Genomic DNA, 16,995 nt, shown 5'->3' with positions numbered 1-16,995 from the left:
GGTGCTAAAGTATGAAAGTGAAACCGCAAATACTAGGTATGGAACCGTACAAGCCTGGTAAACCAATGGAAGAAGTGAAAAGAGAACTCGGCCTTACGGAAGTACACAAGATGGCTTCGAATGAAAATCCATATGGAGCTTCGCCGGCCGTACAGGAAGCAATAAAAAAAATGGCGGAACAACCGCAAATTTATCCAGATGGATACGCAACAGAGATTCGTGGCGCTGTCGCTTCTCATTTAAATGTTTTACCGAGTCAATTAATATTTGGCGCAGGGTCTGATGAAGTCATTTTGATGCTATGTCGTGCGTTTTTAACCCCCGAGACTAACACGGTAATGGCAACACCGACATTTTCTCAATATAAACATAACGCTGTTATTGAAGGGGCTGAGATAAGAGAAGTTCCCCTTCGTAATGGCCGTCATGATCTTACTAGTATGCTTGACCAAATTGATGAAAATACGAGAATTGTCTGGGTATGTAATCCTAACAATCCATCGGGAACGTATACGGCAAAAGCAGAGTTTGAGTCGTTTATAAAACAGGTGCCAGAAGATGTACTTGTTGTATCTGATGAAGCTTATATTGAATATGTGACGGCAGATGACTTTCCGAATACACTTTCCTATTTAGAAACGCATCCTAATGTAATGATACTGAGAACTTTTTCGAAGGCTTACGGACTTGCCTCGTTGCGTATGGGGTACGGTGTAGCTTCAGAAAGTTTAATCAGCGCACTTGATCCAGTGCGTCCCCCTTTTAATACGACAACGATGGCTCAATATGCTGCTGCCGCTGCTTTAGGAGATCAAGCGTTTATAGAAGACTGTAGACAAAAAAATCGCGAAGGACTCAATGCGTTCGAAAAATTTTGTGAAGAAAAAGGTTTTTCTTACCTACCGTCTCAAACTAACTTCTTGTTAATGGATACTGGAGTTTCCGGAGATGCCATGTTTGACGCATTATTGAAAAAAGGTGTCATTGTACGTTCTGGAGAAGCACTCGGGTTTCCGCATTCTATTAGAGTGTCAGTAGGAACAGAAGAGCAAAATCAGACTTTTCTAAAGGCAATAAGTGAATGTTTAAAGGAAAATAAATTTGTCGCAGAAAAATAAATAAGAAATGCTGCCGTCTTGCCAAGGAGGTAGGGCGGCTTTTTTAATCTAATTCTAGGTACCCAAAGACACTTTCACCTATTTTGGGGAGTCCAACGATTGTCTGCGTTAAACGTGCCTTGTGCTTTATAATGAAACAAGGTGGTGAAAAAGGAAGGAGGACAGAGCTGTGACACGGAAAATTTGTGTAGTAGGCATGGGTTTAATAGGCGGTTCTATCGCTTTATCTATAAAGAAAGAACATGACGTACATATAATGGGTGTAGATATTAATGAAAATCAATTAAAATTAGCTCAATCCCTGCGGGTGATAGACGAAGGGACAACCGATGTCATTCAGGGTGTTAAAGATGCAGAATTGGTTATTCTCGCTGTTCCAGTAACTAAAACAGAAAATATATTGGAAAGTTTAAAATCTGTCCCTATGGAAAAAGGGGCTATTATAACGGATGTAGGAAGCACAAAAAAACGAATTGTCGAGAAAGCGGAAGGTCTACAGGAACAAGGTGTTGTATTCATAGGTGGCCACCCGATGGCAGGATCGCATAAAAGTGGAGTACAAGCAGCAAAGCCTCACTTATTTGAGAATGCTTTTTATGTTTTAACTCCTACCGAAGAAACTCCTGCAAATAAAATTATTCAGCTTCAAAACTGGTTAAAAGGAACGAACGCTAAGTTTATTGATCTTTCCCCGCAACAACACGATAATTTAGCTGGGATCATCAGCCATTTCCCTCATATTGTGTCTTCCGCTTTAGTTCATCAAGTAAAAAATACAGAGAACGAAGACGGGCTCATTTCTAGATTAGCAGCGGGAGGTTTTCGTGACATTACGCGAATAGCTTCAGCTAATCCAGTTATGTGGAGAGACATTTTACTACACAATAAAGATGTAATGCTTCATTTGCTTCGAGATTGGAAAATAGAGATGGAGCGCATAGAACAAATGCTCGAATCTGAAGATGCAGCTTTTATTTATGACTATTTTGAAGAGGCTAAAACATTTCGGGATGGACTCCCGGTTAAAGATCAAGGAGCACTTCCTTCATTTTTTGATTTGTTTGTCGATGTACCGGACCATCCAGGTGTCATTTCCGATGTGACAAGTATTCTTGCAGAAGCGGAAATAAGCATTACAAATATTCGTATTATCGAAACGAGAGAGGATATTATGGGGGTTCTTCAATTGACCTTTCGAACAGGTGAAGATAGGGGACAAGGGAGAACCTCTTTAGAAGAAGCTTTGTATGAGACATATATTATAGATTAAAGATATATGTTGAAGAGACAGTACGTTGTCTCTCAAGATTATTTCTGCACATTTTAGTTGTAAGCGCCCTTCATCCCGATACAGAAGTCTCGGCTTACGGGGCGTTTGCAGTTTTCTTAAAAATACTAATTAAAACATTGACAATACACATAATTTCTATATAATTGTAGTCAGCGTATGGTTTCTCTCCACTCCTATCCATACTCTTTTTTAACACTTATTGTTAGCCCGGTTTGTAAGCGTTTACTTTCCGGGTGTTTTTTTATTTCACATAATATATGCTTTCTTCTCATAGTCTTGCTATAACTAAAATGGGGGAGGAAGACTATGAATTATTGGATTTTGTATGCGCGTTATGAAGAAAAAGGAGAGGAAATGAACATAAAGGTGCAAAACGAAACAATTGTTCATAAAGACTATCATGACCTAGAAACATCGATGAAAATGAATGCGAATGGTTTTAGAATTGAATCTAGTAAAGTGGCACTTGGTGGAAATGTTAAAAATTTTTATTATATAAAAAATAATGATGAAAAGTGGAAAACCATTATTTCAAAAGGAATAACTACTATTTTTTTATTAATGCATATTTCTAAGCCGCGGGAGTTAGAAGAATATTATCAAGATATTAGTGACAAGTTGAATGCCCCGATAGATTATCTTGTCGTTCCGTCTGTTCCTAGCCACATTTTGAGTTCTGAATTCACACAAACGCTTGTCTTAAAAAAAGTTCCGGTAATTGAAGTTTGTTTTTCATCTTTAAGTGAATGTAAATATGTTCCATGGGATTGGGTTCGACAAGCGGTAGGCCCTGCAACTTTAAGTTTTATCTTCCGTTTCCCTGTTGTAAAAACGAAAAAGGAGAAAATAAGAAAAATGCAATGGGAGGCGCATTTACGTTCAATGTTTCATGTTCTTCCTTTTGATAACGGGCCGCTGTTAAATAAAAATGAAATGCAAATGGCAGGAATTTATCCGAAAAAAGGGTCTCTTGTTCGAGGTGATGCTGATTATTTGTTATACTATAGTGTCGAAGATAATAAAGACAACTCAACAAAACAAACAAATCAAGAACCGGATATTGTAGTGCTTAGAGGAAAAGTTATAAAAGCAGGCTCCAACTACTACTTGTCTTTAAAGAATGGACAAAACTGCGATAACATTTTTCCTGGACGCCTTCGATCGATTAATTTGTTATGAACAATGTGGGGGTTACAGAATGAAAAACAGTTTAGAAAGCGTAATGGAAACGATTCAGAAAGGCGATGCTGAAAAAGGGTTAAAAATGCTGGATGAATTAGAAGGACAAGCTGATCATCAGGAAAAATATGATATTGCTCAATTATATGATGAACTAGGTCGACCTGATAGAGCAAAACCTATCGTGGAAGAACTGATTAGTAATTATCCTGATGAAGGAGAGTTACTTACAATAGCAGCAGAACTAGCGGTTGATTTGGATCAAGAAGAAGAAGCGATTGAATGGCTTCTTGAAGTAAAAAAAGAAGATGAAGTATTTATTAGGGCACAAATGTTGCTGGCTGATTTGTATCAACTGCAGGGACTTGATGAAGTGGCAGAAACAAAGCTGAAAACGGCGCTTCAAGAAGCCCCGGAAGAACCGGTATTATTAGCAGGTTTAGGAGATTATTATTTAGAGCGCGGCGACTTTTCAAAAAGTATACCGTATTTAAAACAAGCAGAGAGACTAGGATTTGAATTTCCGGAAGGAAGTCTAGATCTGAGACTTGCCGAAGCATATAGTTCCACTGGAGAATTTGAAGATGCTCTATCGTACTATGAACGAGGAATAAAAGAAAAGAAAGAGCCGCATTCTTTGTTTGGTTATGGATATACCGCACTCCAAATAGGTGAATATCAAACAGCGATTAAACAGTTAGAAGCATTAAAAGATATGGATCCTGAATTTGTTACATTATATCCATATCTCATCCGAGCTTACGAAGGTATGGAGAATTACGATAAAGCGTTGCAGGTAACCGAAAATGGACTTTCTGTGGATGAATATAACGATGTCTTGTATGTTGAGGCCGGAAAGTTACAAATGGCTTTGGGAAATGAATCCGTTGCTGAAGACAGGCTGAAAGAAGCGATTTCTTTAAATCCGAGTAACATCGAAGCGGCATATACCATTCTGGAACTTTGGAACAAGCAAGAAGACTTTGATTCAGTGATAGAAATGGTTACCTATTTGAAAGAAATAGGTGAAGATGACCCTCGTTTTGACTGGTATTATGGAAAGGCGATGTGGGAAATGGAGGAGTTTGAAAGTGCCAATCAGGCTTACGAAGGTATTCGTACAGTATATACTGAAAATGAAGATTTCCTCGAAGACTATGGACGTTTGCTGCTAGAGCAAGGTTTCCGGTCTGACGCCTTAGCTTATTTTAAACAAGCGGCTTCTTTACAGTCTGCTAACGAAACATTACAAGAATTGATAACAGATTTGGAAGATACAGATGGTATGGATGGATAAATAGTTATTATCCCCGTTATGTGCGGGGATATTATTATTATAATTAAATGGAGAGAGGGTTACAATAAAATGAGATGGTCAACAGATGACATTCCTTCTTTTGTTAAAGAAAGACAATATGTAGATACTGCATTAGTCCCCATGTTACCGATAGACTTTGGGGATGGCATTAGACAAAGTTCCGCCATGACAGAGTTTATCACGGTGATGACCGCTGAAATTGAAAGACAATTCAGAGGGAGAATGTTATTAGTCCCCCCATTTACTTACCTGGAGACGAAGGATATTGAAGAATGTCACAAAGAAATAGAGCAATGGATTCAACACATGAAAAAAGAACAAGTGAAACATGTCGTTATGATTACAGCGGATCCGTCTTGGAAAAAAGTAGAGGCTGACTTAGATGAACTTTTGGTATGGATGCCGTTGGTTCCGTTTGAGAATATGGATGCTGAGTATAAAAAGCAAGTTATCTCGGAACAAATAAAACAGTTACTTCCATTAGTCATGGATAAATGGAAGGGTCAGTAAAAGTTGCAAAATTACTCGGAAAATGCATACACAAAAGATTGACAGCCTGTTGTTCACTAGGCTATCATGAGTATGTCCTAGTTTTGTAAAAGTGTGTGTGTAACGATTGTCCGGGAGGACTGAACTTATATAGTAGGGGGGGATACTGGTGAGTGAAGAGCAAAATCATAATGTGTCGAGGCGTCAATTTCTAACATATACGCTTACAGGTGTTGGCGGTTTCATGGCGGCAGGTATTATTTTACCGATGGCTCGTTTTGCTATTGACCCGGTTCTCCAAGCAGAAAGTGCAGGAGATATGAAAGCTGTGGCAAGTGTCGATGATCTTACCGATCAACCACAGCGCTTTGATTTTTCCTACGAGCAGGAAGATGCTTGGAATACATCGGAGGTAACAGAAACGGCATGGATTTATCAGGAAGGGGATGAAATTGTAGCACTCTCGCCAACCTGTACTCATTTAGGGTGTACAGTAGGATGGGAGGCCAATCAAGATCATCCGGAAGAATTTTTCTGTCCTTGTCATGGTGGACGTTTTAAAAAAGATGGTACGAATATTGAAGGTACTCCGCCAACAGAACCTCTTCATAAATATGAAGTTGAAGTACAGGAAGGTACAGTCTATGTTGGAAAAGCAGAATCACAAGTTTAGGAGGGGGCGTCATTTATGTTACAACGAGTTTATGAATGGGTAGATGAACGCCTGGACATTACTCCAATGTGGCGGGATATAGCTGATCATGAAGTGCCGGAACATGTTAACCCTGCTCATCATTTTTCAGCGTTTGTTTATTGTTTTGGAGGATTGACTTTTTTCATAACCGTCATTCAGATATTGTCCGGAATGTTTTTAACCATGTATTATGTGCCTGACATTGTTAACGCCTATGAATCTGTACGTTATCTTCAAGGAGACGTAGCGTATGGTACAATTGTTCGAGGCATGCACCACTGGGGAGCTAGTTTAGTTATTGTAATGATCTTTTTACATACATTACGTGTGTTCTTCACAGGTGCATACAAACGACCTCGTGAGTTGAACTGGGTCGTAGGTGTACTTATCTTTTTTGTTATGCTTGGATTAGGTTTTACAGGCTATTTGCTTCCATGGGATATGAAAGCATATTTTGCAACCGTCGTTGGATTACAGATTGCAGAAAGCGTTCCTTTGGTAGGTACTCTATCAAAAACCTTATTATCGGGTGATCCTGAAATTATCGGCGCACAGACGTTGACACGTTTTTTTGCTATCCATGTGTTTTTCCTTCCAGGGGCATTGCTTGGCTTATTAGCGGCTCATTTTATTATGATCCGAAGACAAGGTATCTCCGGACCATTGTAAAAATTGACAAGACAACGCAAATGATAAGACAAGATAAACTAAGGAGGGAAACAGATGCATCGTGGAAAAGGTATGAAATTCGTTGGGGATTCACGTGTACCCGCCGATCGCAAACCTAATATTCCGAAAGACTATTCGGAGTTCCCCGGGAAAACAGAAGCATTTTGGCCAAATTTCCTATTAAAAGAATGGTTAGTAGGGGCTGTTTTTCTTATCGGGTATTTGTGTTTGACGGTAGCTCATCCAGCTCCGCTTGAAAGAGTTGCGGACCCGACTGATTCTGGTTATATACCGTTACCGGATTGGTACTTTCTGTTTTTGTATCAACTATTGAAGTATGAGTTTGCATCTAGTGATTTCACAGTTATCGGGGCGGTTATCATACCGGGGCTTGCTTTTGGGGCGTTGTTGTTGGCTCCTTGGCTTGATAAAGGACCAGAGCGAAGAGCGTCACGAAGACCGATAGCTTCCGGCTTGATGATTTTTGGTATCATTTCAACCGTTTATCTCACGTGGGAATCAGTTGATCACCACGATTGGGAAGCAGCAGCAGAACAAGGTGAAATGCTCGATGAAGAAGAAGAAGAAGCACTCGAAGACGTAGATACGAATGCAGAAGGCTATGAGATATACACAGATCAAGGCTGTATCAGCTGTCATGGTGATCAGCTTCAAGGTACAGGTGCTGCCGGGCCTTCCTTATACGACACGCAATATGATGCAGATATGATTCAAGAAATTGCGGTAGAAGGTATTGGTGAAATGCCGGCTGATCAATTTGACGGAAGTGATGAAGAGTTAGAAGTGCTGGCTGAATTTGTTTCCAATGGTGGTAATCCAGGAAACGGTGGCGGCGATAGTGGGTCTGAGGAAGAATCAGAAGAAGAATCCTCAGGAGATAATAACGAAGAAAATGCAGAATAAACATATACATCGTGTTTGGTAGGAGCTGTATAAAAGGTACAGCTCCTTTTCTATAACAAAGAGAATTCAACCATGGGCAGAAGCGTAAGGTGGCGACTCCTGCGGGAAGAGAAGCTGAGGCGCTGTCCGCGGCAAAGGAGACACGGTGATCCGCAGGGAGCCGATGTCGCTCTTGTGCTCTGGAGTGAAAGCGTCCGCCTGCAGCGTATGCCCTGAATGTTAGTGAAGCATTTTTTGGCTAGTAGTAGACTTTTGATTTTTGATACAGCCCCCTTTTTCTTGAAAGATTTAAAAAATGTACGTGGCACTTTTTTAGAAATGATGGTGGTGAAATAAATGGGTATGTTTATACGCTTTTTAGGAATGCCTTCAATGATTGCCGCTTTACTTATTGTTAATCTGTTTGGAACGATTTATGGGTATTGGTGGTATAAGATCCAACTAGAACAAACGCCGCCTGTTTTTTATGTATTTGTACCGGATAGCCCGACCGCTAGTCTCTTTTTTTGTATTGTGTTGTTTCTTTTTCTATTAAAAAGGAATAACGGACTTTTAGAAGCTTTAGCCAGTGTAACGTTGATTAAATATGGACTATGGGCGGTAGTAATGAATATTGCAGGCGGAGTAGCGGGTGATGAATTGAGTTGGCAAAATTATATGCTGATCATCTCGCACTTTGGAATGGCTATGCAAGGTTTGTTGTTTGCACCTTATTATCGGATAAAACCATGGCATCTTCTTATTGTTGCACTATGGACAATACATAATGATATTATAGATTACGTATATGGCATGTATCCGTGGGTGTCTTCGGCGATTGCAGATCAAATCTCGCATATCGGCTATTTTACATTTTGGTTAAGTATTTTTTCTCTTATTTTAATATATGTAGCAAGTGTCAAACGTAAGACGTTTTTGTAGAATAGTTTGTGAAAAAGGAACGTCCCTTCCGGTCTACTCTTGTCCATATCTTCATAGTATGGAAAAAGGAGAAAGGAGGGACTTTTTTATGGGCAAAAATCTATGTAAAAAAGTGTTTTTTTTATCTTTTTTACTTTTCACTTTATTTTTCGGAAACGTTGGACAAACTATAGCGGAAGAAAATAAAGACGTATCCATGCAAACCGTTGAAGAAAAGGCAAAATTGATGCATGAAATGGCGTTGAATAATCAATACGAAGAAGCAAAGCAGATTCACAGCTGGCTGGTTGTTCGATTTCCGTCTGTTTCTTTTGATGAATATAATATGGATACTTACCAATTGTCTGAGTTATTTCGTTCCTTTGACAGGGCCGGGGAAGCGGTGACAAGGGCAGGACTAGACGAACGAACTCGTCTTCAGTATATTACTGCTTTTCGTTTAGCTGTTGATGCATCTATTAGCGAAGATCATCCATTATGGAAAAAGTCAGGGGAACGCCTGATTCTCCTTCTTGATGATATCAATAAGCAAATAGAAAATGGAAATACGGATGAAGCTGTTCAAGCTTTTCGAGAGTGGCGGCATCAATTTGAAACAATCAGACCGGCTATGTACACAGGAATGAAGGAAGAAGAAATCTTGCCGCTTACATCCTACATTCAGCACTTGGATAATGAAGAATGGATAGAAACCGATGGTCAAGACAATCTTAAAAAATTAAAAGAACTATTTCAAAAGGCGTTGTCAAATGAAGAAAGATCTAATGTAGATCCTTCCTTGTGGGCTGTTATATTATCGATAGGAGGAGTATTGTTCGTTTCTTTAACTTATGCGGGGTGGAAAAAATATAAAGGGGAAAAAGAACGTCATCAAATGAGAGACTAACCGTAAAATAACTGTCAAATATAAGCGTGCAGTTTTATTGACTTTCTTTGACGTTTTAAATAAAATAATGATTAACGAGAATAATATGGGGAGGAGGTCATTTGATGGGACTTTGGTGGATTATATATATTGTAGCTCTGCTTATTATTCCAATTTGGGCTCAGTTCAGAGTAAAAAAAGCCTATAAAAAATATTCTAGGGTATCCAATTCATCCGGTATGACCGGCGCTGAAGTAGCTAAAAGGATACTAAACGAAAATGGGATTTATAATGTGGCGGTTGAACCTGTTAAAGGACGGCTTTCAGACCATTACGATCCAGCCAAAAAAGTGGTTCGTTTATCCGAAGATAATTATTACGGAATTAGTGTTGCCGGGCAAGCGGTGGCTGCTCATGAAGTAGGACACGCTATTCAAGATGCCGAAGAATATGGATTTCTGCGATTTCGTAGCACACTCGCCCCAGCAGCAAATCTTGGATCAAACATGTCCTTTTTCTTAATTATTGCAGGTGTTTTATTGACAAGTCAAAACTTGATACTTGTAGGTATTGTTTTCATGTCAGTCGCTGTTTTGTTTCAGTTTGTCACACTGCCAGTTGAATTTAATGCAAGTAATCGTGCTATGGAACAAATTGTTTCTACAGGGATTATTAGAAATAATGAAGAGAAAAAAACGAAAAAAGTACTCAATGCCGCAGCTCTTACGTACGTAGCTGCAGCAGTAGTAGCTGTTCTTGAACTTGCACGTTTTATATTTATGTATTTCGCTATGGACAATTAGTAAAAAAGGACTGCCTTATAAAATGTACCCTATAGAGTAGACACTTTGAAAAAAAGGCTACTTTATAGGGTGCTTTTTTGTGGTTTAAGAAGTGTGGAGAGGATTTTTGTTTTCATCAAATGTGAAACCTTCCCCGATAACATCTTGGACGTCATTGACGGTAACGAATGCATGAGGATCTTTTTTTTCAACTAAGTTCTTAAGGCGAACTAGTTCGTTTCTTGCAACAACACAATAAAGTACTTCTCTTTCAGAACCTGTGAAAGTACCTCTGCCACGAAGAACGGTAGCTCCGCGGTTCATTTCTTTTAAAATGGTATCCGCCAGTTCAGTCGGTTTTTCAGAAATAATAAAGGAAGCTTTGGCAGAGTATGCTCCTTGCTGAATAAAATCAACGACTTTTGCAGCAACGAAAACAGCAACTAACGTGTACATTGCTTCTCTGTAGTTTAAATAGACAAGGGAAGATGTAATGACCATAGCATCAAAAATAAATAGTGTCTTGCCCATACTCCAACCTAAGTATCGAACACCGAGCTTTGCGATAATATCTGAACCGCCAGTTGTCCCCCCATATCGAAATACTATCCCAAGTCCTGTACCGATGAGGACACCTGCAAAAAGAGCGGCTAGCGTCATATCCTGTTGCAAGGTCAGCTCGATAAGTACGTATGTTTGAAATAACCATAAGAATAATGAGATACTCAGAGTTCCGATGATTGTATAAAGGAATACATCCCTGCCTAAAATTTTCCATCCTAAGATAAAAAATGGGATATTCAATATTAAGTTAGAAATGGCTGGATCTATCTCAAATATAAAATATAAAAGTAAAGTAATTCCTGTGAATCCACCATCCGCTAGATTGTTTTGCATATTAAAATAAACAAGCCCAAAAGCCATAATAGCTGACCCAAAAATTATAAAGAATGTATTTTTAAGGTGCCAAGTCATAATGTCCCTCCTTTTTTTGTATGGAGCTTCATTCATTATAAGAAAATGAAGGACAAGGAGCAACATTACTACGATTGTCAAATGGTATAACATTCGGGTACGATAAGGGATATAGGGAGGGATGAAGGATGGACACGAAAACAATGGAAGATATGCAAAAAGAAGTAGAAAGGCATATTGGACAATATAAAGAAGGATATTTTAGCCCTCTAGCTATGATGGCTCGTTTGAGTGAAGAAACAGGAGAGCTGGCTAGAGAAATCAATCATTATTACGGAGAAAAACCTAAAAAAGATACAGAAACGGAAAAATCACTCGAACAAGAGATGGGTGACATTCTATTTGTGTTAATCTGCTTTGCAAATTCTTTACATATTGATTTAGACGAAGCGTTTGATTTAGTGATGAACAAATTTCGAACAAGAGATGCTGATCGTTGGACTAAAAAAGATGAAAAGGATTGATGGCTATGAGTAAAGTAACCAAAATAATTATTGCAGGACCGCGCGGTAAAATGGGAAAAGAAACGGTTCAACTTGTAAGAGAAACTGAAGAGTTTCAATTAGAAGCCGTCGTTGATTCAAAAAATGCAGGAAAAATACTTAAAGAACTGCCTGATATGCCCGACGAACAAGCTCCTGTGTATGATGACATGAAAGTTTGTCTAGAAGAAACGGAAGCTGATGTTTTAATTGATTTGACGACTCCTGCTGCGGGAAAAAAACATTTGGAATTAGCATTGGATTATAATGTTCGTCCAGTAGTAGGTACAACTGGCTTCTCAGAGGAAGATGTGGAAAGGTTGAGGGATAAGGCGGAAGATAAAGAAATAGGAGCAATCATTGCGCCGAATTTTGCTGTCGGAGCAATATTAATGATGAAATTGGCACAAATGACCGCTAAATACTTTTCGGATGCTGAAATCATCGAAATGCATCACGATAATAAACTAGATGCCCCGTCTGGAACTGCAGCTAAGACAGCTTCTCTCATTAATGAAGTGAGACCACATAAAACGCAAGGTCACCCTGATGAGAAAGAAGATTTAGATGGTGCTAGAGGTGCTGATGTAGATGGACTACGTATTCATAGTGTACGTCTGCCAGGTCTTATTGCTCATCAAGAAATATTGTTTGGTGGATCTGGACAAACGTTAAAAATACGTCATGATTCTATGAATCGTCAGTCCTTTATGCCAGGGGTGAAACTTGCTGTAGAAAACGTTCTAAGCTTGAAAACACTTGTTTACGGTCTTGAAAATATAATGGATTAGGGGGAGCCACTTTGAACATTGCATTGATTGCTCACGATAAGAAAAAAGAAGACATGATTCGATTTGTCCAAGCCTACGAACCCGTGTTACAAAAACACGGGTTGCATGCAACAGGTACTACGGGATCTAGGTTAGAAAATGAAACCGGTCTTCATTTTCATAAACATTTGTCTGGACCACTTGGTGGAGACCAACAAATAGGTTCGCTTGTGGCGGAAGGGAATATAGATATGATTTTATTTTTTCGTGATCCTCTCACCGCTCAACCGCATGAACCAGACATCACTGCCTTGTTGAGATTGTGTGACGTCCACGGTGTTCCGCTCGCAACGAATATGGCAACAGCGGAAGTGTTGGTTAAAGGGTTGGATAATGATTTACTGGAGTTTCGAACGGTTTTGAAACAAGACAGAGGTTCTGCCTATGAGTAAAATGACTATTCTTTGTATTGGAGCTCATCCAGATGATGTAGAAATAGGGATGGGTGGGACAACTGCCATGCATACTAAAAAAGGTGATGATGTTTATGTGTGCTCCTTAACGAAGGGAGAACTTTCATCTAATGGTACTGTGGAAAGTCGGCAGAGAGAAGCAGAAGCAGCCGCAACTCAGTTGAAAGTGACAGGAAGGTATCAACTTCACTTTCCAGACCGGGGTATTTCGAGTAATCATCATGAATATATTGTTCTTTTAGATATGATACGACAGGTAAAACCGGATGTCGTGTTTGCACCTTATTTTGAAGATAGACATCCTGATCATTCTGCTTGTAGTGAGTTAGTAAGGCAAGCGGTGTTTGATGCTGGAATAAAAAAATACCCTGAAGTGCAGTATCCTTCGTTTAAAGTAGATTCATTCTTCTACTATTTTATTAACGGATTTGATGTTCCGGATTTTTATTTAGATATTTCATCGGAGCAAGAGCGAAAAGAGGGCGCTCTTTTGTGTTATGAAAGTCAATTTCTCTTACAGGCAGAAAGTGTGGCTACTCCATTAACAGAAGGGTATATAGAAAGCGTTCGATCCAGAGATGCTATGTTCGGAAAACAGGCAGGCGTACGTTACGCAGAAGGATTTAAGAGTGCTGCACCGCTCGTATTCGCTTCTACTCCGAAAAGGAGAACATAATGAAACAAAAAATTGGAATTACATGTTATCCAACAGTGGGAGGCTCTGGTGTTGTAGCAACAGAACTAGGTAAATTATTGGCTGAAAGAGGTCATGATGTCCATTTTATATCAACCAGTTTGCCTTTTCGCTTAAATAAAACGTATTCAAATATTTATTATCACGAAGTTGAAGTGAACCAGTATGAGGTTTTTCAATATCCGCCTTATTCATTAACTTTAGCAAGTAAAATGGCTGAAGTTATAAAAAGAGAAAAATTGGACATCCTTCATGTTCACTATGCCGTTCCACATGCAGTATGTGCTCTGCTGGCAAAAGATATGGTTGATCATGATGTGAAAGTAGTTACAACATTACATGGGACAGATATAACGGTTTTGGGGCATGATCCATCATTGCGAGATATTATTCGCTATGCGATAGAGCGTTCCGATAAAGTGACCGCCGTTTCCAGGGCTCTCGCTACTCAAACCAAAGATATGCTTGAATCACAACGTCCTATAGAAACGGTATATAATTTTATAGATGAGAGAATATACCGCCCACAAGTTCTTGATGAAGATTTACGAAAATCCTTTAACATTCCACATGAGAGTAAAGTTATTATTCATATATCTAATTTCCGACCTGTTAAGAGAGTATTAGACGTGGTGAATGCTTTTTATGTAATAAATAACGAAATGCCGTCCACTCTTTTGATGATTGGAGACGGACCAGAAAAAACACGGGCTTGTCAAAGAGCAGAAGAATTAGGTATTGAAGATCGAGTATTATTTGTGGGAAATCAAAATCATGTCGTTGATTTTTTAAACATATCTGATCTTATGTTGCTCTTGTCTGAAAAAGAAAGTTTTGGTTTATCGGCGCTTGAAGCAATGGCTTGTGGCGTTCCGGTTATTGGTACAGATGCAGGTGGTATTCCTGAAGTTATTATTGATGAAGAAACCGGATATATTTGTAACATAGGTGATGCTGAGAACGCAGGGAAAGCTGGTACTTATCTTTTGAAGAATCCCGATTTATATCAAGCATTTGCTGAAGCATCAAAAAAGCGTGCGAATGATGTATTCTCATCAAAAAGTATTGTAAAACAATACGAAGCAATCTATGATGAAGCCAAAGGCGGCGATGCAAATTAATGAAGGGTCAAGAACAGTGGCATATTGCACTTGATTTTATTCGATATATCAGTGAATCAGGTCTGGAGGCTTTTATTGTCGGAGGAGCCGTTCGGGATTATTATCTTAATCGTCCTCTCCATGATTTTGATATTGTGACAAATGCGTCTCGATCTGATATAGAGAATTTATTTACACATGTAATCACTCCCACTCATCGGTTTAATACGTGGATTGTTCGTTGGTATGGTTTGTTATTTGAGGTAACCCCGTATCGGTCTAAGGCAAAACGGCTTGAGGAAGACGTAAAGTTAAGAGATTTCACAATCAATTCACTGGCAATAGATAAAACAGGAGTTATGATTGACACTCTAAATGCGAAAGAAGATTTAGATAATGGAATAATTAGAACGATTCATCCTGATAAAAGATTCTCAGAAGATCCACTACGTATTATGAGAGCATTACGATTTGTTTCTCAACTCGAGTTTAAAATAGAGGCCACTACATGGCATGCATGCCTCTGCCAACAATCACAATTGGAAACAGTTCCAGTGGAGAGAATCCAAACAGAGATAGTTAAGTTGCTTGCAGGAAATAAACATTCGGATGCCTTGTATCTCATGTTTTTTTATGGCTTCCCTGCTTATTTTCCGGAGAGAATTCAAGTAAGTCCAAAAGATTCGTCCAAAAAACGTTATAATATGTGTAGGTTGCAGCAATCCATCGAAAAATGGTCTGCTTTCATGTGGCTTCTCTATAAAGAAGATGCGAAATTCCATTGTAAACAATGGTTGTTACCAAAACGTGACACGAAAAAAATACAATCTATTCTCGAAAGGTGCAGCCGACATCCTGAAAGCATACCTTGGGATGAAACATTGATTTATGAGACAGGTGAGATGTTAGCACTTCAAACCGAAAGAGTTCATCAATGGTTAAAAGGGACGAAATCAAATAAAAGATTACAATATATATCTTCCGTCTATTATTCGCTGCCTATTAAAAGTCGGAAAGAATTATATATAAACGGTAGAGATTTGCTGGAACTTTTCCCTGCTATCAAAAAGGAAGAAATTGGACGCTATCTTAATATATTGGAATTAGCGGTGATTCGTCGAAGCATACCTAATAAAAAAGCGGAACTGGCAGCGTATATAAAGGAGAAACGTTTAAATGAGAGATAGGTTATTGCAACTGTTAACAGCAACTGATTCTTTTGTGTCAGGGCAAGAAATCAGTACAAAGCTGGGGATATCAAGAACAGCTGTTTGGAAACATATCGAGGAATTGAGGAAAAACGGATATGAATTAGAAGCTGTACCGAGAAAAGGGTACCGATTGACTCATGCGCCTGATTTAGCAAGTATTGATGAAATCAAAGCAAGCCTTCATACGGAACATTTTGGCACCTCTATTGTTTATAAAAAGAAAGTGACATCAACTCAGGAAGTGGCCCATGAATTAGCACGTAATGAGGCAGAAGAGGGAACGGTTGTTGTTGCTGAAACACAATATAAAGGAAAAGGAAGGATGAATAGGGAGTGGCACTCTCCTTCTGGAACAGGTTTATGGTTCAGTTTAATAGTAAGACCGGATATTATTCCACAGAAAGCTCCTCAATTAACATTGATGACCGCTGTAGCCGTTACTGAGGGAATTATGGAAGCGACCGGTATACAAGCACAAATTAAATGGCCGAATGATATTTTAATTGATGGCAAAAAAATTGCGGGGATTCTTACGGAAATGCAATCCGAACCGGATCGGGTGCAAGCAATCATTATCGGAATAGGATTGAATATTAACCAACAGGTTGAACACTTTCCAGAAGAGTTATTACCTAAAGCAACATCTCTTGCATTAGAAAATGACGGAGTTACTTATCAACGAGCAGTTGTTATATCTGCGATTTTAAAACGCTTGGAACAATGGTATTTTCATTATTTGCAGCATGGCTTTAAAGAAGTGAGGGAACGCTGGGAGTCTTTGGCTGTTACGATTGGAAAACAAATAAAAGCTTCTACGATGAAAGAAACAGTTTCGGGTATAGCTGAAGGAATCACAGAAGATGGTGTTCTTTTACTTAAAAAACAAGATGGTACAATAGAGTATATATATAGTGCAGATATAGATTAACGTCAAAAGGGAAAGATTTGTTATACTTATTACAGGCAATATCCGTTAGGAATTGCACTTTTACTTGGGTTTTGACAGTTCTGCCTTGATCTATTTGGTTGGACAAGGACGG

The 16,995-nt window shown here is 39.0% G+C and carries 19 protein-coding genes; 18 read left to right on the top strand and 1 reads right to left on the bottom strand.

Annotated features, from left to right (window positions below):
- Positions 1–11 precede the first annotated feature (11 nt).
- The 11 genes from hisC (at position 12) to J2S78_RS09065 (ending at position 10,271) form a co-directional block, all read left to right on the top strand.
- Positions 12–1,118 carry a histidinol-phosphate transaminase gene (hisC, locus tag J2S78_RS09115; protein WP_306897974.1) on the top strand — a complete coding sequence of 369 codons (1,107 nt, stop codon included), beginning with the start codon at positions 12–14 and terminating at the stop codon, positions 1,116–1,118.
- 169 nt (positions 1,119–1,287) lie between these two features.
- Positions 1,288–2,388, top strand: coding sequence for a prephenate dehydrogenase (locus J2S78_RS09110; RefSeq protein ID WP_306897972.1), 1,101 nt, complete (start codon positions 1,288–1,290; stop codon positions 2,386–2,388).
- Positions 2,389–2,715: 327 nt separating this feature from the next.
- Positions 2,716–3,588 carry a hypothetical protein gene (locus J2S78_RS09105; RefSeq protein WP_306897971.1) on the top strand — a complete coding sequence of 291 codons (873 nt, stop codon included), beginning with the start codon at positions 2,716–2,718 and terminating at the stop codon, positions 3,586–3,588.
- Positions 3,589–3,607: 19 nt separating this feature from the next.
- The gene (locus tag J2S78_RS09100) at positions 3,608–4,885 is read left to right on the top strand and encodes a tetratricopeptide repeat protein (RefSeq protein ID WP_306897969.1); all 1,278 of its coding nucleotides are present in this window, start codon (positions 3,608–3,610) and stop codon (positions 4,883–4,885) included.
- A gap of 69 nt (positions 4,886–4,954) precedes the next feature.
- Positions 4,955–5,416, top strand: coding sequence for a YpiF family protein (locus tag J2S78_RS09095; RefSeq protein WP_306897967.1), 462 nt, complete (start codon positions 4,955–4,957; stop codon positions 5,414–5,416).
- 145 nt (positions 5,417–5,561) lie between these two features.
- On the top strand, positions 5,562–6,068 hold the full coding sequence (locus J2S78_RS09090; RefSeq protein WP_306898765.1) for a Rieske (2Fe-2S) protein: 507 nt from the start codon (positions 5,562–5,564) through the stop codon (positions 6,066–6,068).
- A 15-nt stretch (positions 6,069–6,083) separates the two neighbouring features.
- Positions 6,084–6,758 (top strand): menaquinol-cytochrome c reductase cytochrome b subunit, encoded by a 675-nt coding sequence (qcrB, locus tag J2S78_RS09085; protein WP_125555479.1) that lies wholly within the window; start codon positions 6,084–6,086, stop codon positions 6,756–6,758.
- 54 nt (positions 6,759–6,812) lie between these two features.
- A complete protein-coding gene (locus J2S78_RS09080) occupies positions 6,813–7,682 on the top strand; it encodes a menaquinol-cytochrome c reductase cytochrome b/c subunit (RefSeq protein WP_306897965.1) in 870 nt (289 codons plus the stop codon).
- A gap of 336 nt (positions 7,683–8,018) precedes the next feature.
- Complete coding sequence (gene lhaT, locus J2S78_RS09075; RefSeq protein WP_306897963.1) at positions 8,019–8,603, top strand: lipoprotein heptaprenylglyceryl N-acetyltransferase LhaT; 585 nt, start codon at positions 8,019–8,021, stop codon at positions 8,601–8,603.
- A gap of 88 nt (positions 8,604–8,691) precedes the next feature.
- Positions 8,692–9,489, top strand: coding sequence for a sporulation protein YpjB (locus tag J2S78_RS09070; protein ID WP_306897961.1), 798 nt, complete (start codon positions 8,692–8,694; stop codon positions 9,487–9,489).
- A 104-nt stretch (positions 9,490–9,593) separates the two neighbouring features.
- Entirely contained in the window at positions 9,594–10,271 is a 678-nt protein-coding gene (locus J2S78_RS09065; RefSeq protein WP_306897960.1) for a zinc metallopeptidase, read from the top strand.
- Positions 10,272–10,355: 84 nt separating this feature from the next.
- Here the strand turns inward: J2S78_RS09065 and J2S78_RS09060 are convergent, their stop codons facing one another.
- A complete protein-coding gene (locus J2S78_RS09060; protein ID WP_306897959.1) occupies positions 10,356–11,225 on the bottom strand; it encodes a YitT family protein in 870 nt (289 codons plus the stop codon).
- Positions 11,226–11,353: 128 nt separating this feature from the next.
- Between J2S78_RS09060 and J2S78_RS09055 the strand changes: the two genes are divergently transcribed.
- The 7 genes from J2S78_RS09055 to J2S78_RS09025 are packed head-to-tail and all read left to right on the top strand — an operon-like array spanning position 11,354 to position 16,883.
- Entirely contained in the window at positions 11,354–11,689 is a 336-nt protein-coding gene (locus J2S78_RS09055) for a nucleotide pyrophosphohydrolase (RefSeq protein ID WP_306897956.1), read from the top strand.
- Between the two features lie 5 nt (positions 11,690–11,694).
- Positions 11,695–12,498, top strand: coding sequence for a 4-hydroxy-tetrahydrodipicolinate reductase (dapB, locus tag J2S78_RS09050; protein ID WP_306897954.1), 804 nt, complete (start codon positions 11,695–11,697; stop codon positions 12,496–12,498).
- Between the two features lie 11 nt (positions 12,499–12,509).
- Complete coding sequence (mgsA, locus tag J2S78_RS09045) at positions 12,510–12,929, top strand: methylglyoxal synthase (protein WP_306897952.1); 420 nt, start codon at positions 12,510–12,512, stop codon at positions 12,927–12,929.
- On the top strand, positions 12,922–13,626 hold the full coding sequence (gene bshB1, locus J2S78_RS09040) for a bacillithiol biosynthesis deacetylase BshB1 (protein ID WP_306897950.1): 705 nt from the start codon (positions 12,922–12,924) through the stop codon (positions 13,624–13,626). The genes mgsA and bshB1 overlap by 8 nt, the downstream gene beginning before the upstream one ends.
- Entirely contained in the window at positions 13,626–14,765 is a 1,140-nt protein-coding gene (gene bshA, locus J2S78_RS09035; RefSeq protein WP_306897948.1) for an N-acetyl-alpha-D-glucosaminyl L-malate synthase BshA, read from the top strand. The genes bshB1 and bshA overlap by 1 nt, the downstream gene beginning before the upstream one ends.
- The gene (locus J2S78_RS09030) at positions 14,765–15,931 is read left to right on the top strand and encodes a CCA tRNA nucleotidyltransferase (RefSeq protein ID WP_306897946.1); all 1,167 of its coding nucleotides are present in this window, start codon (positions 14,765–14,767) and stop codon (positions 15,929–15,931) included. Before bshA ends, J2S78_RS09030 begins: the two co-directional genes overlap by 1 nt.
- A complete protein-coding gene (locus tag J2S78_RS09025; protein ID WP_306897945.1) occupies positions 15,921–16,883 on the top strand; it encodes a biotin--[acetyl-CoA-carboxylase] ligase in 963 nt (320 codons plus the stop codon). The genes J2S78_RS09030 and J2S78_RS09025 overlap by 11 nt, the downstream gene beginning before the upstream one ends.
- Positions 16,884–16,995 lie beyond the last annotated feature (112 nt).

Origin of the sequence: Salibacterium salarium (assembly GCF_030813635.1) — a bacterium.
In the GTDB taxonomy this organism is placed as follows: Bacteria; Bacillota; Bacilli; order Bacillales; family Marinococcaceae; genus Salibacterium; species Salibacterium salarium.
This window is presented reverse-complemented; position numbering and strand designations above follow the sequence as displayed.

Coding starts and splice junctions, on each gene's coding strand:
- qcrB (WP_125555479.1), top strand. CDS start 6,084: ATGTTACAACGAGTTTATGAATGGGTAGATGAACGCCTGGACATTACT.
- J2S78_RS09080 (WP_306897965.1), top strand. CDS start 6,813: ATGCATCGTGGAAAAGGTATGAAATTCGTTGGGGATTCACGTGTACCC.
- J2S78_RS09095 (WP_306897967.1), top strand. CDS start 4,955: ATGAGATGGTCAACAGATGACATTCCTTCTTTTGTTAAAGAAAGACAA.
- J2S78_RS09025 (WP_306897945.1), top strand. CDS start 15,921: ATGAGAGATAGGTTATTGCAACTGTTAACAGCAACTGATTCTTTTGTG.
- J2S78_RS09100 (WP_306897969.1), top strand. CDS start 3,608: ATGAAAAACAGTTTAGAAAGCGTAATGGAAACGATTCAGAAAGGCGAT.
- J2S78_RS09055 (WP_306897956.1), top strand. CDS start 11,354: ATGGACACGAAAACAATGGAAGATATGCAAAAAGAAGTAGAAAGGCAT.
- bshA (WP_306897948.1), top strand. CDS start 13,626: ATGAAACAAAAAATTGGAATTACATGTTATCCAACAGTGGGAGGCTCT.
- J2S78_RS09030 (WP_306897946.1), top strand. CDS start 14,765: ATGAAGGGTCAAGAACAGTGGCATATTGCACTTGATTTTATTCGATAT.
- J2S78_RS09070 (WP_306897961.1), top strand. CDS start 8,692: ATGGGCAAAAATCTATGTAAAAAAGTGTTTTTTTTATCTTTTTTACTT.
- hisC (WP_306897974.1), top strand. CDS start 12: ATGAAAGTGAAACCGCAAATACTAGGTATGGAACCGTACAAGCCTGGT.
- bshB1 (WP_306897950.1), top strand. CDS start 12,922: ATGAGTAAAATGACTATTCTTTGTATTGGAGCTCATCCAGATGATGTA.
- dapB (WP_306897954.1), top strand. CDS start 11,695: ATGAGTAAAGTAACCAAAATAATTATTGCAGGACCGCGCGGTAAAATG.
- J2S78_RS09065 (WP_306897960.1), top strand. CDS start 9,594: ATGGGACTTTGGTGGATTATATATATTGTAGCTCTGCTTATTATTCCA.
- J2S78_RS09060 (WP_306897959.1), bottom strand. CDS start 11,225: ATGACTTGGCACCTTAAAAATACATTCTTTATAATTTTTGGGTCAGCT.
- J2S78_RS09105 (WP_306897971.1), top strand. CDS start 2,716: ATGAATTATTGGATTTTGTATGCGCGTTATGAAGAAAAAGGAGAGGAA.
- lhaT (WP_306897963.1), top strand. CDS start 8,019: ATGGGTATGTTTATACGCTTTTTAGGAATGCCTTCAATGATTGCCGCT.